15 protein-coding genes and 3 pseudogenes are annotated in these 14446 nt (G+C 61.7%); 9 read left to right on the top strand and 9 right to left on the bottom strand.

Going from position 1 to position 14446, the window contains the following annotated elements:
• Positions 1–9: 9 nt before the first annotated feature.
• From NTH_RS13580 to NTH_RS13570, 3 genes are read right to left on the bottom strand one after another with little or no spacing between them, the layout of a single operon-like run.
• Positions 10–912 (bottom strand): SMP-30/gluconolactonase/LRE family protein, encoded by a 903-nt coding sequence (locus NTH_RS13580; RefSeq protein ID WP_338530508.1) that lies wholly within the window; start codon positions 910–912, stop codon positions 10–12.
• A complete protein-coding gene (locus tag NTH_RS13575) occupies positions 909–1709 on the bottom strand; it encodes an SDR family NAD(P)-dependent oxidoreductase (RefSeq protein ID WP_338530507.1) in 801 nt (266 codons plus the stop codon). Before NTH_RS13575 ends, NTH_RS13580 begins: the two co-directional genes overlap by 4 nt.
• Positions 1706–2473 carry a FadR/GntR family transcriptional regulator gene (locus tag NTH_RS13570; protein ID WP_338530506.1) on the bottom strand — a complete coding sequence of 256 codons (768 nt, stop codon included), beginning with the start codon at positions 2471–2473 and terminating at the stop codon, positions 1706–1708. The genes NTH_RS13575 and NTH_RS13570 overlap by 4 nt, the downstream gene beginning before the upstream one ends.
• A 170-nt stretch (positions 2474–2643) precedes the next feature.
• On the opposite strand from NTH_RS13570, the gene NTH_RS13565 reads away from it, so the two are divergent.
• Genes NTH_RS13565 through NTH_RS13555 form a run of 3 tightly spaced genes read left to right on the top strand, consistent with a single transcriptional unit; the run spans position 2644 to position 5064 of the window.
• A complete protein-coding gene (locus tag NTH_RS13565; protein WP_338530505.1) occupies positions 2644–3807 on the top strand; it encodes a mandelate racemase/muconate lactonizing enzyme family protein in 1164 nt (387 codons plus the stop codon).
• Positions 3808–3862: 55 nt separating this feature from the next.
• Positions 3863–4729 carry a DUF6772 family protein gene (locus NTH_RS13560; protein ID WP_338531911.1) on the top strand — a complete coding sequence of 289 codons (867 nt, stop codon included), beginning with the start codon at positions 3863–3865 and terminating at the stop codon, positions 4727–4729.
• Entirely contained in the window at positions 4729–5064 is a 336-nt protein-coding gene (locus tag NTH_RS13555) for a hypothetical protein (protein WP_338530504.1), read from the top strand. The genes NTH_RS13560 and NTH_RS13555 overlap by 1 nt, the downstream gene beginning before the upstream one ends.
• 153 nt (positions 5065–5217) lie before the next feature.
• Here the strand turns inward: NTH_RS13555 and NTH_RS13550 are convergent, their stop codons facing one another.
• The gene (locus NTH_RS13550) at positions 5218–5826 is read right to left on the bottom strand and encodes a TetR/AcrR family transcriptional regulator (protein WP_338530503.1); all 609 of its coding nucleotides are present in this window, start codon (positions 5824–5826) and stop codon (positions 5218–5220) included.
• 140 nt (positions 5827–5966) lie between these two features.
• The gene (locus NTH_RS13545; RefSeq protein ID WP_338530502.1) at positions 5967–6332 is read right to left on the bottom strand and encodes a hypothetical protein; all 366 of its coding nucleotides are present in this window, start codon (positions 6330–6332) and stop codon (positions 5967–5969) included.
• Between the two features lie 480 nt (positions 6333–6812).
• Between NTH_RS13545 and istA the strand changes: the two genes are divergently transcribed.
• Both istA and istB read left to right on the top strand, forming a co-directional pair.
• Entirely contained in the window at positions 6813–8312 is a 1500-nt protein-coding gene (gene istA, locus NTH_RS13540) for an IS21 family transposase (RefSeq protein WP_338528863.1), read from the top strand.
• Positions 8309–9046, top strand: coding sequence for an IS21-like element helper ATPase IstB (istB, locus tag NTH_RS13535; protein WP_422392347.1), 738 nt, complete (start codon positions 8309–8311; stop codon positions 9044–9046). The genes istA and istB overlap by 4 nt, the downstream gene beginning before the upstream one ends.
• Before the next feature lie 111 nt (positions 9047–9157).
• Here istB and NTH_RS13530 read toward each other — a convergent pair.
• From NTH_RS13530 to NTH_RS13515, 4 genes and pseudogenes are all read right to left on the bottom strand, one after another.
• Positions 9158–9301, bottom strand: a pseudogene (locus NTH_RS13530) (IS3 family transposase); the annotation flags it as partial.
• Positions 9302–10660, bottom strand: a complete 1359-nt coding sequence (locus NTH_RS13525; RefSeq protein WP_338530501.1) for an IS110 family transposase — start codon at positions 10658–10660, stop codon at positions 9302–9304.
• A 231-nt stretch (positions 10661–10891) separates the two neighbouring features.
• Positions 10892–11146, bottom strand: a pseudogene (locus tag NTH_RS13520) (transposase); the annotation flags it as partial.
• Positions 11147–11297: 151 nt separating this feature from the next.
• A pseudogene (locus NTH_RS13515) lies at positions 11298–11871 on the bottom strand (transposase); the annotation flags it as partial.
• Positions 11872–12038: 167 nt separating this feature from the next.
• On the opposite strand from NTH_RS13515, the gene NTH_RS13510 reads away from it, so the two are divergent.
• The 4 genes from NTH_RS13510 to rfbC all read left to right on the top strand — a co-directional run bounded on the left by NTH_RS13510 (position 12039) and on the right by rfbC (position 14426).
• Positions 12039–12536, top strand: coding sequence for a glycosyltransferase (locus tag NTH_RS13510; RefSeq protein ID WP_338530500.1), 498 nt, complete (start codon positions 12039–12041; stop codon positions 12534–12536).
• A 185-nt stretch (positions 12537–12721) separates the two neighbouring features.
• Positions 12722–12967 carry a hypothetical protein gene (locus NTH_RS13505; RefSeq protein WP_338530499.1) on the top strand — a complete coding sequence of 82 codons (246 nt, stop codon included), beginning with the start codon at positions 12722–12724 and terminating at the stop codon, positions 12965–12967.
• A 29-nt stretch (positions 12968–12996) separates the two neighbouring features.
• Complete coding sequence (rfbA, locus tag NTH_RS13500; protein ID WP_338530498.1) at positions 12997–13878, top strand: glucose-1-phosphate thymidylyltransferase RfbA; 882 nt, start codon at positions 12997–12999, stop codon at positions 13876–13878.
• A complete protein-coding gene (gene rfbC, locus NTH_RS13495) occupies positions 13875–14426 on the top strand; it encodes a dTDP-4-dehydrorhamnose 3,5-epimerase (RefSeq protein WP_338530497.1) in 552 nt (183 codons plus the stop codon). The genes rfbA and rfbC overlap by 4 nt, the downstream gene beginning before the upstream one ends.
• Positions 14427–14446: the final 20 nt, after the last annotated feature.

The raw sequence follows: 14446 nt of genomic DNA, 5'->3' as shown, positions 1-14446 counted from the left end.
AGTTTCAGGTTATTTGGATGTGCTTCGCCCAGGCGCCCTGGCGAAGGTCTGCGGCAAGCCGCGCACGCCGGGATCCAACGCCAGCACGGCGCCGGCCAGCGGCTGCTGCGCAAGTTCGTTCTCGTCGAGGCCATTGCGCATGGTCGTGACATAGAGGGTGGAGAGATCGGGCCCGCCGAATGCAGGTTTCGTCGGGCGGGTGACCGGAAGCGGGATGGACGTCATCAGAATGCCATCGGGATCGAGGCGCACGATTTCGCCGGCATCGATCGCTGCGAACCAGTAGCAGCCCTCACTGTCGACTGCCGCCCCGTCGGGCCGGCCGTGCTCGCACTGATGGAAGATGCGCCGATTGGACAGCGCACCGCTTTCGACATCGAAATCGAAAGCCCAGATCACGCGCCGTGAGACATGGCTGTCCGACAGGTAGAGCGTGCCGCCGTCCGGAGATACCGCCATGCCGTTCTGGATGAGAAGGCCGTCCAGGATTTGGGTGGCGCGATCCCTGTCGAACACGAAGAGCTTGCCGTCGGCGCCGCTGCCCCTGGGCTCGTCGATGGAGCCCGTCCAGAACCGGCCGGCGGGATCGACGACGCCGTCATTCATGCGCCAGCCGCCAGTCGCAACCGGCGCCTGCGCGATCAGCGATTGCACGCCCGACACAGGATCGAGCTGCGACCAGCCGGTGCCCGCCGCGACAATCAGCGAGCCGTCGTCGCAAAGTGCGAGCGCGGCCGGCGGCTCGGCGGAACCGAAGCTCGTGAAGGCGCCGGTGGACAGTTGCAGCCTGCGGATGGCCCTTCCGACAATGTCCACCCACCAGAGGCAAGCGCCCGTCGCGTCCCACAGCGGACCTTCGCCGACCACGTCCTGGGCGTGGTAGAGAACGTCAATGTCCTGCCGCCTGCTCATGCCGTGACGCCCGCGTTGCCAGGAGCATCACCGATGGACCAGCCGCCATCGACGGGGATATTCGCACCGGTGATGTAGGCGCCTGCGTCACTGCACAAAAGCAGCACCGGACCGACGCAATCGTCCGGGCGGCCCGCCCGGCCAATCGGGATTTTTGCCTCCACGGCCCGCCTGAAGGCGGGGTCGGCGTAGCGCTCGCTGTTGCGCTCGGTCTCGATCGCTCCAGGCGAGACAACGTTCATGTTGACGCCTTTGGCGCCGACGTCGCGCGCCAGGGCGCGGATGGCGGTAAGCTGGGCGGATTTCAAGGATGCGTAAACCACCGTCTCGGCGCGCGGCCTTGCGGCGAGCACGCTGCCGATCGCCACGACCCGGCCCCAGCCGCGCTCGATCATCGGTGGCAAGAGGGTGCGGGCAAGAAGCAGAAGGGAGCTAAAGTTCGCCGTGACATGCGCCTCGATGTCGGATTCGCTCAGCGCGCTCCATTGCGAGCGGCGCTCAATGGCGGCATTGGCGATGAGGATGTCGATATTCCCATGCTCCTCCAGCACAGTGCCGGCGAGAAGGACGGCTGCGCCGCTCACTGTGAAATCGGCCTCCACGGCATGGGCGGAACGGCCGAGCGCCTCAGTCCGCCGGCAGGTGTCCAATGCGCCCTCATCATCGCCAAGATGGTGCACCACCAAATCAGCGCCGCTTTCGGCGAGACCCAGAGCGATTGCCCGTCCGATGCCGCTATTGGCACCGGTGACCAGCGCCTTGCGGCCGGCAAGCGAGAAGCGCCCCCCGCCCGTCACTGCCCGCCCCCTTCCGCCGGCGCGCCGGCGACCTCGAGCGAAGCGATGTCGGCCGCCTCGTAGTGCCTGGTGATCATGGCCTCCGCACGATCCTGATCTCCGGCTTCGATGGCGGAATAAATGTCACGATGCCGCTCCACCGTCGCCGCCCAGTCGGCGCTGGTGCGGTTGCTTCGGCTGGAAAAGAGCTCCGAGACCTCGCGCTGGACGGAGCGGAGACCCTCCATCTGCACCCGGATCATCATGTTGCCGGTTGCCAGCGCCAGGCCATGGTGGAAGGCGATGTCTGCTGCGGTGAAGGCGTCCGGGTCACCCAGGGCGCGCTGCATATCCGCCACCGCATCGGCCATCGCCTTCAGCCCTTCCGGGTGCTGGCGCTGCGCTGCAAGCCTGGCTATGCCCGCTTCAACGACGAGGCGCATCTCGTTGGCCTCGCGCAGGCGGCGCAGGCTGGAGCGAACGGCAAAGCCGTAGAAGCGTTCCAGCGGCTCGCCATTGAGCGCCTTCACGCGCGCCACCTTCCCCTGCTGGGTTTGGACGAGTCCGGCGCCAGACAGTTGACGCAATGCCTCCCGCGCGATGGGTTTGCTGACGCCGAACTCGCGGGCGATCTCGCCTTCGGAAGGCAGTGGATCGCCCGGCACCAGCCGCCCGTCGAAAACCGCTGCGGCGATCGCCTCCGTCACTGCGTCGGCAAGCCGCGAGGGCACCGCGATGCGTGCGCGGGCGGAGAAGAAAGCCATCTCGGATGGGTTTTCGCTCATGGACACCTCAACTTTCCCTGCTCCTTTAGCATGACCTAATTTACCTAGCAACTAAGTTTGTTAGTTGCGAAGAAGCCATGCCTAGTTTATGGAGTTGAGCGCCGGGAATGGTTCGCCCGGTCAGGGAAACGTGCCGCGGGGCGGCTCGGCTTTTGCGCAGGACGGGAATAATGCACGCACTCAGTTCGAAGCAGGAAGAGACATCCGCGGATGCCAGCGGCATCCGCATCACCGACGTCATCGCCCATCCGCTGACGCAGACGCTGCCAAGGCCCACAGTCACCTCATGGGGCAAGTATACAGAGGTGTCGATCGTCCTGGTCGAGGTGCGGACAGATGCAGGCATCACGGGGGTGGGCGAGACGCTGGCGCGCTTTTCCCCCAAGGCCTATGCGGAACTGATCGAGACCTCGCTGAAGCCGCGCCTTGTCGGCAAGGATCCGCGCGATATCGGCGCCCACTGGCAGACGATGCGCCGCGCGCTCTCCGGCCGGGCGGGCGGCATGCTGATCGAGGCGATCGCCGGCGTGGACATTGCGCTGTGGGACATCCTCGGCAAGGCGGCCAACCTGCCCATATACCGCCTGCTGGGCGGCGTCGGCCGCACGGAGGTGGCGTGTTACGCCGCATCGGTGAACTGGGGCACGGACGAGTTCATGGACGAGGAGCTCGACCGCTATCTGGAGAAGGGCTTTCCGCGCATCAAGGTCAAGATCGCCAAGCCCGTGAAGGATGCCTGCCGGCGCATCGAGAGGCTGCGCAAGCGCGCGGGCGACGACATCGAACTGTGCGTCGACGCTAACTGGGCCTACACGCTGGAGGAAGCGGTGGAGGTGGGCCGGGCACTGACCGCCAACGGCTACTTCTGGTTCGAGGAGCCGCTGCGCCCCGAGGACGAGCAGGGCTACGAGGAGCTTCATCGGCGCTGCGCGACGCCGCTCGCCGCCGGCGAGAGCAACTATACGCTCGACCAGGCGATGCGCCTTGTCGCCAATCGCACGCTGTCCTTCCTGCAGCCCGATGTCGCGCGCTCTGGTGGCATCACGGAGACACGGCGGATGGCGGAGTTCGCCGCCGCCCACGATGTCGCCTATGCGCCGCATATCGGCATGTCGGGCATTGTCTGCGAGACGGCGAGCGTGCATCTGGCCGCCGCCATGCCCAATCTGCGCGCCATGGAGTGCGAGACCGACACCAGTCCATTCAAGACCGCGATCACCGGCGCTGCGCCGGGGGCCGACCGGCAGAAGAACGGGCTCCTGCCGGTGCCCACGGGCCCAGGCCTCGGCATCGAGGTGGACTGGGACGCGGTGGCGCGCCTAAGAAGCAAGTGATGGCGGAGAGACAATATTGACCGATAGCCCTTCAGGAAGCGAGCTGGCGGAGGCGCTGCGCGGCGCCCTCTTGCTGGCGGACCCGAAGCTCAGCCGCTTCGATCCGCTGCCGCGGATCATCAGCCACGACGAGTTCTCGCGCGGCCATTGCGGCTGGTCGCAGCTTGTCGGCAATTACGAGGATTCGCTCGATACGATGCTGCCTGGCTATGCGCAGCACACCAGCGCCATGCTATCGACGCTCTCCCATTGGGACGCCGGCTCGCACGGCGGGATGGACAGCTCCTATGCCCTGAAGATCGCAACCCGGCCGCGCGCGGGCGCGCAGAACGTCGCCATCAAGCGGCTGACGTTCCGCCGCCGCGGCCCCATCCGCTTAGAGGCCTATTTCACCTTCAAGCCGGAGGCGACCAAGCTGCAGCTGGGCGAGACGGACGTGCGCTCAATGGGCTTCCTCCTCGATATACAAGGGGGCGACAAGGACGCCGGCGCCGAGCGTGTAATGCCGCATATGCGCTTCCTGAATGCCGAGGACGGCAAGCACCTTCAAAGGTGGCAGTTCAAGACGCAGACCACCCCTTTCCGGCCGGTCGGCAATGGCGAAAAGACGCTCAGCCATTACCATCTGGCGCCGGAAGGCTGGCAAGACCTGCCGGGCGGCGAGCAGAGGCTGTGCTACAACGAGATCGCCACCAAGGTGAACTGGAGCTATCTGCGCTTCGATTTCGATCTGGCCGAAATGCGCGCCCTCTCCTTCCAGTGCAACGACCGCGTGTTCGACATGTCGGGCTTCGAATCCATCCGCATGCCGGCCATGAAGAATTTGTGGTGCATGCTCAATTTCTGCCTTTTCGCCGAAACGGATGTGGCGAAGCGGGCCTTTCTCTATGTCGATTCCGTCTGCATTTCCGGTGACTTTTGATGCTGCCCGAGAACATAACCGCCATTCTTGCCCGCAACGAAACCTGGAGCGGTCAGGTCGCCACCGAGCCATACGAGGCGGGGTGGGCGCGCGAGGCGGTGATCTTCGTGCGTGCGCTGAAGGAGCCCGTAGGGCCCGCTCCCACCGCACAGGTGGAGATATCGCCGGACGGGATGCATTGGGTGCCGGAGGGCGCGCAGTTCACGATGCCCGCAGCCAATGGCGAGATCGCAGTGGCACGCCTTACCAATTTCGGCAACTGGCTGCGGATCGCCACCCGGTTCGAGGACGGCGCTTCCTGCACCGTGCTGGTGACGCTTCACCTGAAAGCCTGAGCCACCCATCGTTCCGTCGACTTCCGGAAGTGCAGCGAGCAAGGCGAATGCAAGCATCCGACCCGCAGGACCGGATTCTCCAAGGTAGCCGAAATCGGCGAGGTGCCGTTTTAGTTGCCGCGCAATGCACCCGCTGTCGGGCAGGGATGCGGATCAGCCGGAGGTTGCTCCCGCCGAGGGCTTGGGCGACGAGGCAACGGAAGCAAAGTAGAAGTCGAGCATTGTATCGAGCGGTGCCGGATCGCGACGCAGGCGGCTGCGCAGGGCCGCTCCCTCCCAGCAGTTGACCACCAGATCGGCCAACAAGTGCAGGTCCGAACCGGAGGGCAGATCGCCTCGGTCGCGCGCCTCTTCCAGACAGTCCTCAATGCGACCTGCGATGATGGACAGACATGACTCGATCTTCTGCTGAAAAACAGGGTTGATGCCGGACAACTCCTGACCCAGGCCGCCGAGCATGCAGCCGAGATACCCTTCCTCCCGGTACTTGTCCCGCGTCGATTCGAAGAACTTCCGCACACGATCCAGCGGCGGCAGCGAGCGGTCGCCCAGGGAATCGTCCAGCCCATCGTGCACTTCGCTCATATAGCGGTCGATGACCTGAAGGGCGAAATCCTCCTTGCTCTTGAAGTGGTGGTAGAACGACCCTTTCGGCATACCCGTCTCCTGCAGGACGGCCTGAATGCCGAGATCGTTGTAGCCATGGCGCAGGAGCATGCTCAGCCCCGCATCGAGCATGCGCTCCTTGGTGGAATCACTCATCGAAAAGTCCAGCTCGTTGTCGTTGGGAAGAAGGTCGGCTCCCCTGCGCCGAAGGTCAAGGCCGCCCCTGATCGAACAGGGCGGCCTTGCAGGTTGCGGGCCGCGCCGGCGGCAAGTGAAGGTGCCGGGCGCGCCGCGGATCAGTGTTGGTGTTCGGGGGGCGCGAAGAGGATCAATTCTACGCGATCGTCGCCTTCCACATGAGCGTCGTGGCCAGGCGGAATCTCGAAAAAGTCGCCAGGCGCGATCCTCGTTTTCGCTCCCGTGTCGAGCATGCGGACGACAAGAGTGCCGGAGATGCAGTAGCCCGTGTGGTGCATTGGACAGGAGTCCGGGTTGCCGAGAAGCGGCTTCTCGTCTTTTGCCCAGGTCCAGCCAGGTTCGAATACGGCGTGCATGCCGGTCGCTCCGGTCCCCATCTTGATGATGGCGATACCACCGCATTCTTTCATATCAAGCAGGTCGTCGGGTTTGTCGAAGCGCCGGGTCTCAATTGATGTCGTCATGACGTCATTTCCTTTCCAGACGGGAGTGAAAGTAATCGCCTATTCCAAAGCCACATTCCGTCCAATCGGATCGTCGGCTTTGGAACCCTCTAGATCACGATGAGACTTCGCTGAATCGTCATCGTGACTAATCTCCTTGCTAGAGCATGATCTTCTCCGGAAACCAGAACTCGCTTTTCGCGATCATGCTTCGATCAATCAGTCGGGGTAGCGCGGATGGCGCCTCTGCAGAGCCCGCGGCCGAGGACATGCGATGCCGGGGTCGAATGGACTGCTTGGTCATGAGCGCTCTCCGTCCTCGATGCGTGGAACAGACCGGTCGGTCTAATCCAAATCTCACACAGGACGTGGTGTGCGTCAATCTGTGATTTTTCATGGAATAGGGACCCCGTTTGAGGGGTAATTTTTATCCAAAAGGGACCCCTGAGACACAGGGGCATCAGACTGCCTCCGATTGTCATCGGAGGCATTTGTTTTTGGATGTTGGTTGTGGAAACGATCGCGAAGATACGCCGTGCCTATTTTGTCCATGGGAAGCCCATCAAGGCGATTTGCCGCGAGTTGAATGTCTCGCGCAAAGTGGTGCGCAAGGTAGTGCGCTCGGAGGCGACGGAGTTTCGCTACGAGCGCAAACATCAGCCGATGCCAAGCATGGGTGCCTGGCGGGATGAGCTGGAGCGGCTGTTGTCGGCCAATGCGGCGAAGCCATCGCGTGAGCAGCTGACCCTGATGCGGGTTTTTGAAGAGCTTCGGGGCCTCGGCTATGAGGGCAGCTACAGTTCGGTCTGGCGGCATGCGCAGGCCTGGAAAGAGAAGCGCGGCAGCACCTCCGTCGCCGCCTATGTGCCGCTGAGCTTTGCACCGGGCGAGGCCTACCAGTTCGACTGGAGCCACGAGATCGTGGTGCTGGGCGGTGCGACGACCACGGTGAAGGTTGCGCATGTGCGGCTGTGCCACAGTCGGATGCTGTTCGTGCGGGCCTATCCGCGCGAGACGCAGGAGATGGTGTTCGATGCCCATGACCGGGCGTTTGCCTTCTTCCGGGGCACCTGCACGCGCGGCATCTACGATAACATGAAGACGGCGGTGGAGACCGTCTTCGTCGGCAAGGACCGCCAGTTCAACCGCCGCTTCCTGCAGATGTGCAGCCACTATCTTGTCGAGCCGGTCGCCTGCACGCCGGCCTCGGGCTGGGAGAAGGGCCAGGTTGAGAACCAGGTCGGGCTGGTGCGCCGGCGCTTCTTCACACCGCGGTTGCGCTTCAGGAACTATGAGGAGTTGAACGCCTGGCTGCTCGACCAGTGCGTCGTCTTTGCCAAGGCGCATCGCCATTCCGAGCGGCCCGAGCAGACGGTCTGGGAAGCCTTCGAGGCTGAACGGGCAAGCCTGGTGCCCTATGCCGGCCACTTCGATGGATTCCACGCCGTGCCGGCCTCGGTGTCGAAGACCTGCCTGGTGCGCTTCGACAACAACAAATACTCCGTCATGGCCAGCGCGCTCGGCCGGCCGGTGGAGATCCAGGCCTATGCCGACCGGATCGTGATCCGCCAGGATGGGGTGATCGTCGGCGAGCATCGCCGCGCCTTTGGCCGCGGCAAGACCGTCTACGACCCTTGGCACTATGTGCCGGTTCTGGCCCGCAAGCCGGGCGCGCTGCGCAACGGCGCGCCCTTCAAGGACTGGATGCTGCCCAGCAGCCTGGAGCGGATACGCCGCAAGCTTGCCCGTTCTGACGACGGAGACCGGCAGATGGTGAGCATTCTGTCGGCCGTGCTGAGCGACGGCATGCCGGCGGTGGAAGCCGCCTGCGCAGAAGCGTTGCGTGAGGGTGCCTGCTCGGCCGATGTCATCCTCAACATCCTGGCGCGTCGACGCGAGACGGCGCGGCCACCGACTATGGCCACGCCGGCCGGCCTCAAGCTTCACCATGAACCCACGGCAGATTGCAGCCGATACGATCAATTGAGGAGAGCCGTATGATGGACCGCACCGACATTCTCGCCACCATGGGATCGCTGAAGCTCTTCGGCATGAAGGCGGCCTATGACGAGATCATTCGAACCGCCGTGAAGCGCCAACACGAGCCGCAGCGCATCATCGCCGACCTGCTCAATGCAGAGATATCCGAGAAGAAGGCGCGCTCGATCAAATACCAGATGACGATCGCCAAGCTGCCGCTGGCCAAGGAGATCGAGGACTTCGTCTTCGACGGCACACCGATCAACGAGACGCTGGTGCGTGATCTGGCCGGCGGCAACTTCCTCGCCCATCAGCGCAACGCCGTCCTCGTCGGCGGCACCGGAACCGGCAAGACCCATCTCGCCGTCGCCATCGCCCGCGCCTGCATCCGTGACGGCGCGCGCGGCCGCTTCTTCAACGTCGTCGACCTCGTCAACCAGCTCGAGGCCGAGGCCCGGGCCGGGCGCCAGGGGCGGCTCAACGATCGGCTGTGTCGCCTGGACTTCGTCATTCTCGATGAACTTGGCTATCTGCCTTTCGCTCAGGCCGGCGGGCAGCTCCTGTTCCACCTCATCAGCCGGCTCTATGAGCAGACATCGGTGATCGTCACCACCAATCTCACCTTTGGCGAATGGCCGACTGTCTTCGGCGACGCCAAGATGACCACGGCACTGCTCGATCGGCTCACCCATCACTGCGACATCATCGAGACCGGCAACGACAGCTGGCGCTTCAAGAACCGCTCTCAAAGCTAAAGCCGAAAGGCCAATCAGGCGCACTCGACCGGGCTGCGCAAACTCGACCAGCTCCACCCGGTCGAGCGCTCACATCGTGCCCGTCAAAGGGGTCCCTTTTGGACGAAAAAACGGGGTCCCGTTTCCGCGATCATTGACACCCGACCGCGACACATCCAGCGCTTCGCAGAGCCATGCCACCGGCCAGATCGAACGGTGCTTTGCAATAAACGCGAACCTCATATCGCGTCCTTTGCAAAGTAGGCTGCGGCCTTCCTAAGAAACACTCGCTGCTGCTGGCGCGGGAGCCAGTTCGTAGCCGAGAGATCGGGCTCGACGCTGGAGGTTGGCAAGAACGCGTGTTCGATGCCGCTCGTCATAGGCTGCCGCACCCGGGTCGCTATAGGTCATGCCGAAGCGGAGCGTGTTATAGAAGAGCACGGCGATCTTGCGTGCAGTGGCGGTCACCGCCTTCTGTTTGCCGATGCGGGACGACAGCCGTCGATAGAATGCTCCCAACGCCGTGTCGCTGCGTCCAAGCGTGATCGCGGCCAGCCGCAACAGGGCCGCCGCCCGACTTGAGGATCGTCGCGTCCGTGATGAGAGGAGCTTTCCGCCTGAGATCTTGTTGCCAGGCGCAAGGCAAAGCCAGGATGTAAAGTGCTTCGAACTGGGCCATGCTCGTAGATCCGTTCCGCATTCCGCGACGAGCTTCAGTGCCAAAGATGGTCCGATGCCGTGTATCTGGGTCAGATCCACGCCGAGGACGCCGTGCAGGGCTGCTCGGACATCGAACGCCGGTGCGCCGGCTGGCTTCTGACGGAAGCGCGGCTTCGGCAACGGGGCCGGGTTCGCGTTACGGATGGTCAGCACTTCGACGGACGCTTCCAGCTTTTGATCGCATTCGGCAATCTTTGCCTGATAGGCATCGTAGAGGTCCAGGGATTGAGCCAGCGCGAAGATGTGTTCGTCGCGGTCATTCCCAATCAGTGCCGACCGGATCTTGTCGATGGACGACTGACAGCGCACGTCCCGGTAAGCGGCCAACGCGTCTGGGTCTCGCTCTCCGGCTACAAGAGCCCGGATGATCCGCATGCCGGTTACTCCGGTGATATCGGAGACAACATGATGGAGTTGAAGGTTCATCTCCATCAGCGCCTTTTGCATGTGCTGGATATGGGCCGCTGCGTATTCGACGAGCCGTTCCCTCTGGCGCAGATAGGACCGCAGCGCAGCTATCTCCGCCTCGGGGCGAAAGCTGCCACGTAGCAGGCCGTATGAATGCAGTTGCCGCAGCCAGGCGGCATCGCTGACATCTGTCTTCCGTCCCGGCACGTTCTTGGCGTAACGCGCATTCACCAGGATCACCTCGAACCCGTGCTGCTCGAGGATCTCGAAGGCGGGTATCCAGTAGACGCCGGTCGATTCCATTGCGACACTCGTCACACCGCAGGATCGGAACCACGTCGCCAGATCGTGCAGATCCCGCGTGAAGGTTCCAAAAGCACGTACAGGCGTCTCGCAGACATCGGGATTTACCGCCGCCATGTGCATCGTCGAACCGATGTCCACCGCCGCGGCATGTGAATTGACCATCTTCATGTCCGGGTGGCCGCCGGTCGTGATCTTCGTCATGGCATCTCCTCCGTTCGGGTTGGAGGGCGTGGGTTATGCCAGTCCTTCATCTTCCTAATCGGGATCGCGCGGACAGCCGGCGTCACCACTCTCAAGTGCGCATGAACCCATGGGCCACGTTTTTTAACGGGGTCGATCCCACCAATAAGCTAACGGCCGCTGCCCTCACGGATCGAGAGTAGCACAGGGCGGTTTCTACCGCGCGCAGGCGAGCAGTGGCCCGGGGTGGTTTTTTAGGATGTCACGCTCCGCCTTGAGCTTCGCGACCTCCTTGCGCAGCCGGTCGATCTCGAACTGCTCCGGCTTCATCTGCCCATGACCGGGAAACGCATGCTGCGGATCAGCGCCCAGTTCCCTGACCCATTTGCGCAGCACATTCTCATGGAGATCAAGATCGCGGGCAGCCTGGGCGACCGACACGCCTCGTTCCTTGACCAACCTCACCGCCTCAACCTTGAACTCGCGGCTGAACTTCCTTCTCTGCATTCACAAACTCCGGTTTCGTCAAAGCACCTTATCTCGGTGTCCACGAAACCGGCAGCAGGCCAACGCTTCGGATTGATCGGGGGGTGTCCTAGTTCTTCGTCTCCGCTTGTTCGCCATCACCTCACTTTGCCCTGACCATTCTGAGAGCCTGTCAGGTTGCCTGCGGCTCGTAGCGTGTGCCGTCCCTGAGGACGGCAAATATCATTCTTGCGGCGCGTTGTGCCCAGGCGATGGCGACGACCTTCGTCTTCTTCCGCATCAGCATGATGGATTGCTGGATAGCCAGTCCGATCCTGGCTCGCGCTTGAGACGATGTCTGAGCGTGATCTGCGCCATGGCACCGAGGTACAGCAGGCGTCGGATATATCGATTGCCCATCTTGAAGATCCGCCCCACTCTCTGCTTACCTCCAGTGGAGTGCGGTTTGGGCGTTAGGCCAAGCCAAGCGGCGTAGACCCTCGCAGAGTCGAAGTTGTCGACATCCGGCGTCGTTGCCGCGATGATCGTCGCCGACAGCATCCCTACGCCTGGGATCGTAGCCAGACGCTGGCTTGTCTCGCATTGCCTGTGGGTCTCTTCGATCTCATCGGTCAACTGTTCGATCCGATTGTTCGTCTCGGCCAACTGATCGAAGAGCAAGCCCACGGGCGTCCGGGCTCTTCTGGAAGTCGATCCAGTTGTTCCTTCAGCCGATCCACATTCTGCGCGCCCTTCGCCACGATGATACATTGCGTCTTCCTCAGAAAGTTCCTGGGGATCAAGTTGCCATTACTGGTTTCGGACAAAGGTGTCGCCCCAGTCAGCAAAAGCGAGTTCGCTTCCTTGATCCTTGATCGACCGCTTATGATCCCTCATAAGCAGCACTGCCTAGGTACGCAGAAGGACGGCGATTGTGACGAGCGAGCCAAAAATAGCTGTCTTGATGGCCACGTTCAATGGCGCGCCATTTCTGGAAGAGCAGCTGCATTCTATTGCCAGTCAGGAAATTACTGGCGTCGATGTCTGGGCAAGCGATGATGGGTCGACTGACAATACGCTGGAGATCCTGCAGTGTTGGGGCGCACGGTGGAACAAGGGCGTCTTCAGGATCAAGCTCGGCCCCAAGGAAGGCTATGTTGAGAATTTTCGCCGGTTGATCATCACGGCATCGGTCGGCGATGCGTATGTGGCTTTTAGTGACCAGGATGACATTTGGGATTTCGACAAGTTGTCTCACGCTGTATGGCAACTTGGTGCCGTTGGACCTCGCGCTCCGGCTATGTATTGCGGGCGAACGCGGCTTGTCACCAAGGATGGCTATGAACGAGGCATGTCCCCCTGTTCTCTCGACAACCAAGGTTCGGGAACGCAGTCGTCCAAAGTTTGGCAGGAGGAAACACGATTGTGCTAAACCAAGCGGCCTTTGAGCTTGTCCGCGAAAGCTGTCAACGGACTAGTTTCGTAAGCCACGATTGGTGGTGCTATCAGATCATTTCAGGTGCAGGCGGTACAGTCATATACGATCCGGTTCCCAGGCTCAGTTACCGGCAGCATGGCGGCAATCTAATCGGCGAAAATCAGGGGTGGGCCGCACGTATGAAGCGACTGAACGCCTTGGCGCATGGGCGGTTTGCAGACTGGAACCTCGTAAACGTCGCTGCGCTGGAAAAATGCCGTGACCTTCTCGACGATGATGGACGCCGGACTCTGAACGGCTTTAAGGAAGCTCGTGAAGGTGGCCCTTTCCAGCGCGTATGGTCGTTGTGGCGAAATCGGATCCACCGGCAGACGGCTGCCTCAGACGTTGCGCTTTATCTTGCCGCGGCTTTGGGTAAGTTGTAGTCACCAAGCATCGATCGTTGGAGGGTAGTTTGAAAGGCATCATTCTTGCAGGCGGCAGCGGCACGCGTCTCTATCCGCTGACGCTGGCAGTTTCGAAACAGATTCTGCCTGTATTCGACAAGCCAATGATCTACTACCCGTTGAGCACACTCATGCTGGCGGGAATTCGTGATATCCTTGTTATTTCGACACCGCGGGACCTGCCGACGTTCGTGGAGCTTTTGGGAAACGGCGAGCAGTTCGGCGTTGCGCTCTCCTATGCTGAACAGCCGCATCCGAACGGTCTTGCCGAAGCCTTTATCATCGGGCGCGATTTCGTAGGCAAGGACGCTGTTTCCATGATCCTCGGCGATAACATCTACTACGGCGTCGGTTTGCCCGCCCTATGCATCGAGGCGATCAATCAGGAACGCGGCGCCACTGTCTTCGCCTATCACGTGGAGGACCCGCAGCGTTACGGGGTGGTCGACTTCGACCGAGAAACCGGAATGGCACTGTCAATCGAGGAAAAGCCGCAAAACCCGAAATCCAACTGGGCAGTGACGGGGCTTTACTTTTATGACAACGCGGTTATTGACATCGCTGCAGGCATCAAGCCCTCCGCGCGCGGCGAGATCGAGATAACCGCCGTCAACAATGCTTATCTAGAGCGGGGGGAACTGCGCGTTCAGCAGTTAGGCAGGGGATATGCCTGGCTCGACACCGGAACGCATGACAGCCTTCACGAGGCATCTTCCTTCGTGCGAACGATCGAACATCGCCAAGGGATAAAGATCGCCTGCCCCGAAGAGATTGGCTTCGAGATGGGCTGGCTCGGGGCGGAGCAGGTGCTTGCCCGCGCAAACAGCCTCGGCAAGACGGAATATGCCGCTTATCTGAAAAGGCGTGTATTGGAGCGAGCTCTATCATGATTGAAGTGCGCGCCCTCGAACTGGAAGATGTGCTCGAGATCGTTCCCCGCAAGTTCGGCGACGAGCGGGGGTATTTCTGCGAAACCTACCATCGAGCAAGATATGCCAGTCAAGGCATTGCCATGGAGTTCGTCCAGGACAACCAATCCTATTCCGCGCAAAAGGGCGTTTTGCGCGGGCTGCACTATCAGTTGCCGCCGCGCGCGCAGGACAAGCTGGTGCGTGTGCTGAAAGGCCGCATCTATGATGTGGCTGTGGATATAAGGCGCGCTTCAGCCACTTTCGGCCGTTGGGTCGGCCTTGAGATTTCGGCGGCCAAGGGGAACCAGATTCTTGTCCCAAAGGGTTTTGCACATGGTTTCGTCACACTCGAGGAACATACCATTGTCAGCTATAAGGTGAGCGACTACTACTCGCCGGAGCATGACTGCGGCATCCTCTACAATGATCCGGAAATTGGGATTGACTGGCCTATAATGGGTCTTGACCTTCAGCTGTCGAAGAAAGATTCAGAGGCATCCCCTTTACGGGGTTCTGAGCTCTTTTGATCGGTCTAACCACGAGCGGG

The sequence above is a fragment of the Nitratireductor thuwali genome, assembly GCF_036621415.1.
Lineage (GTDB): Bacteria > Pseudomonadota > Alphaproteobacteria > Rhizobiales > Rhizobiaceae > Chelativorans > Chelativorans thuwali.
This window is presented reverse-complemented; position numbering and strand designations above follow the sequence as displayed.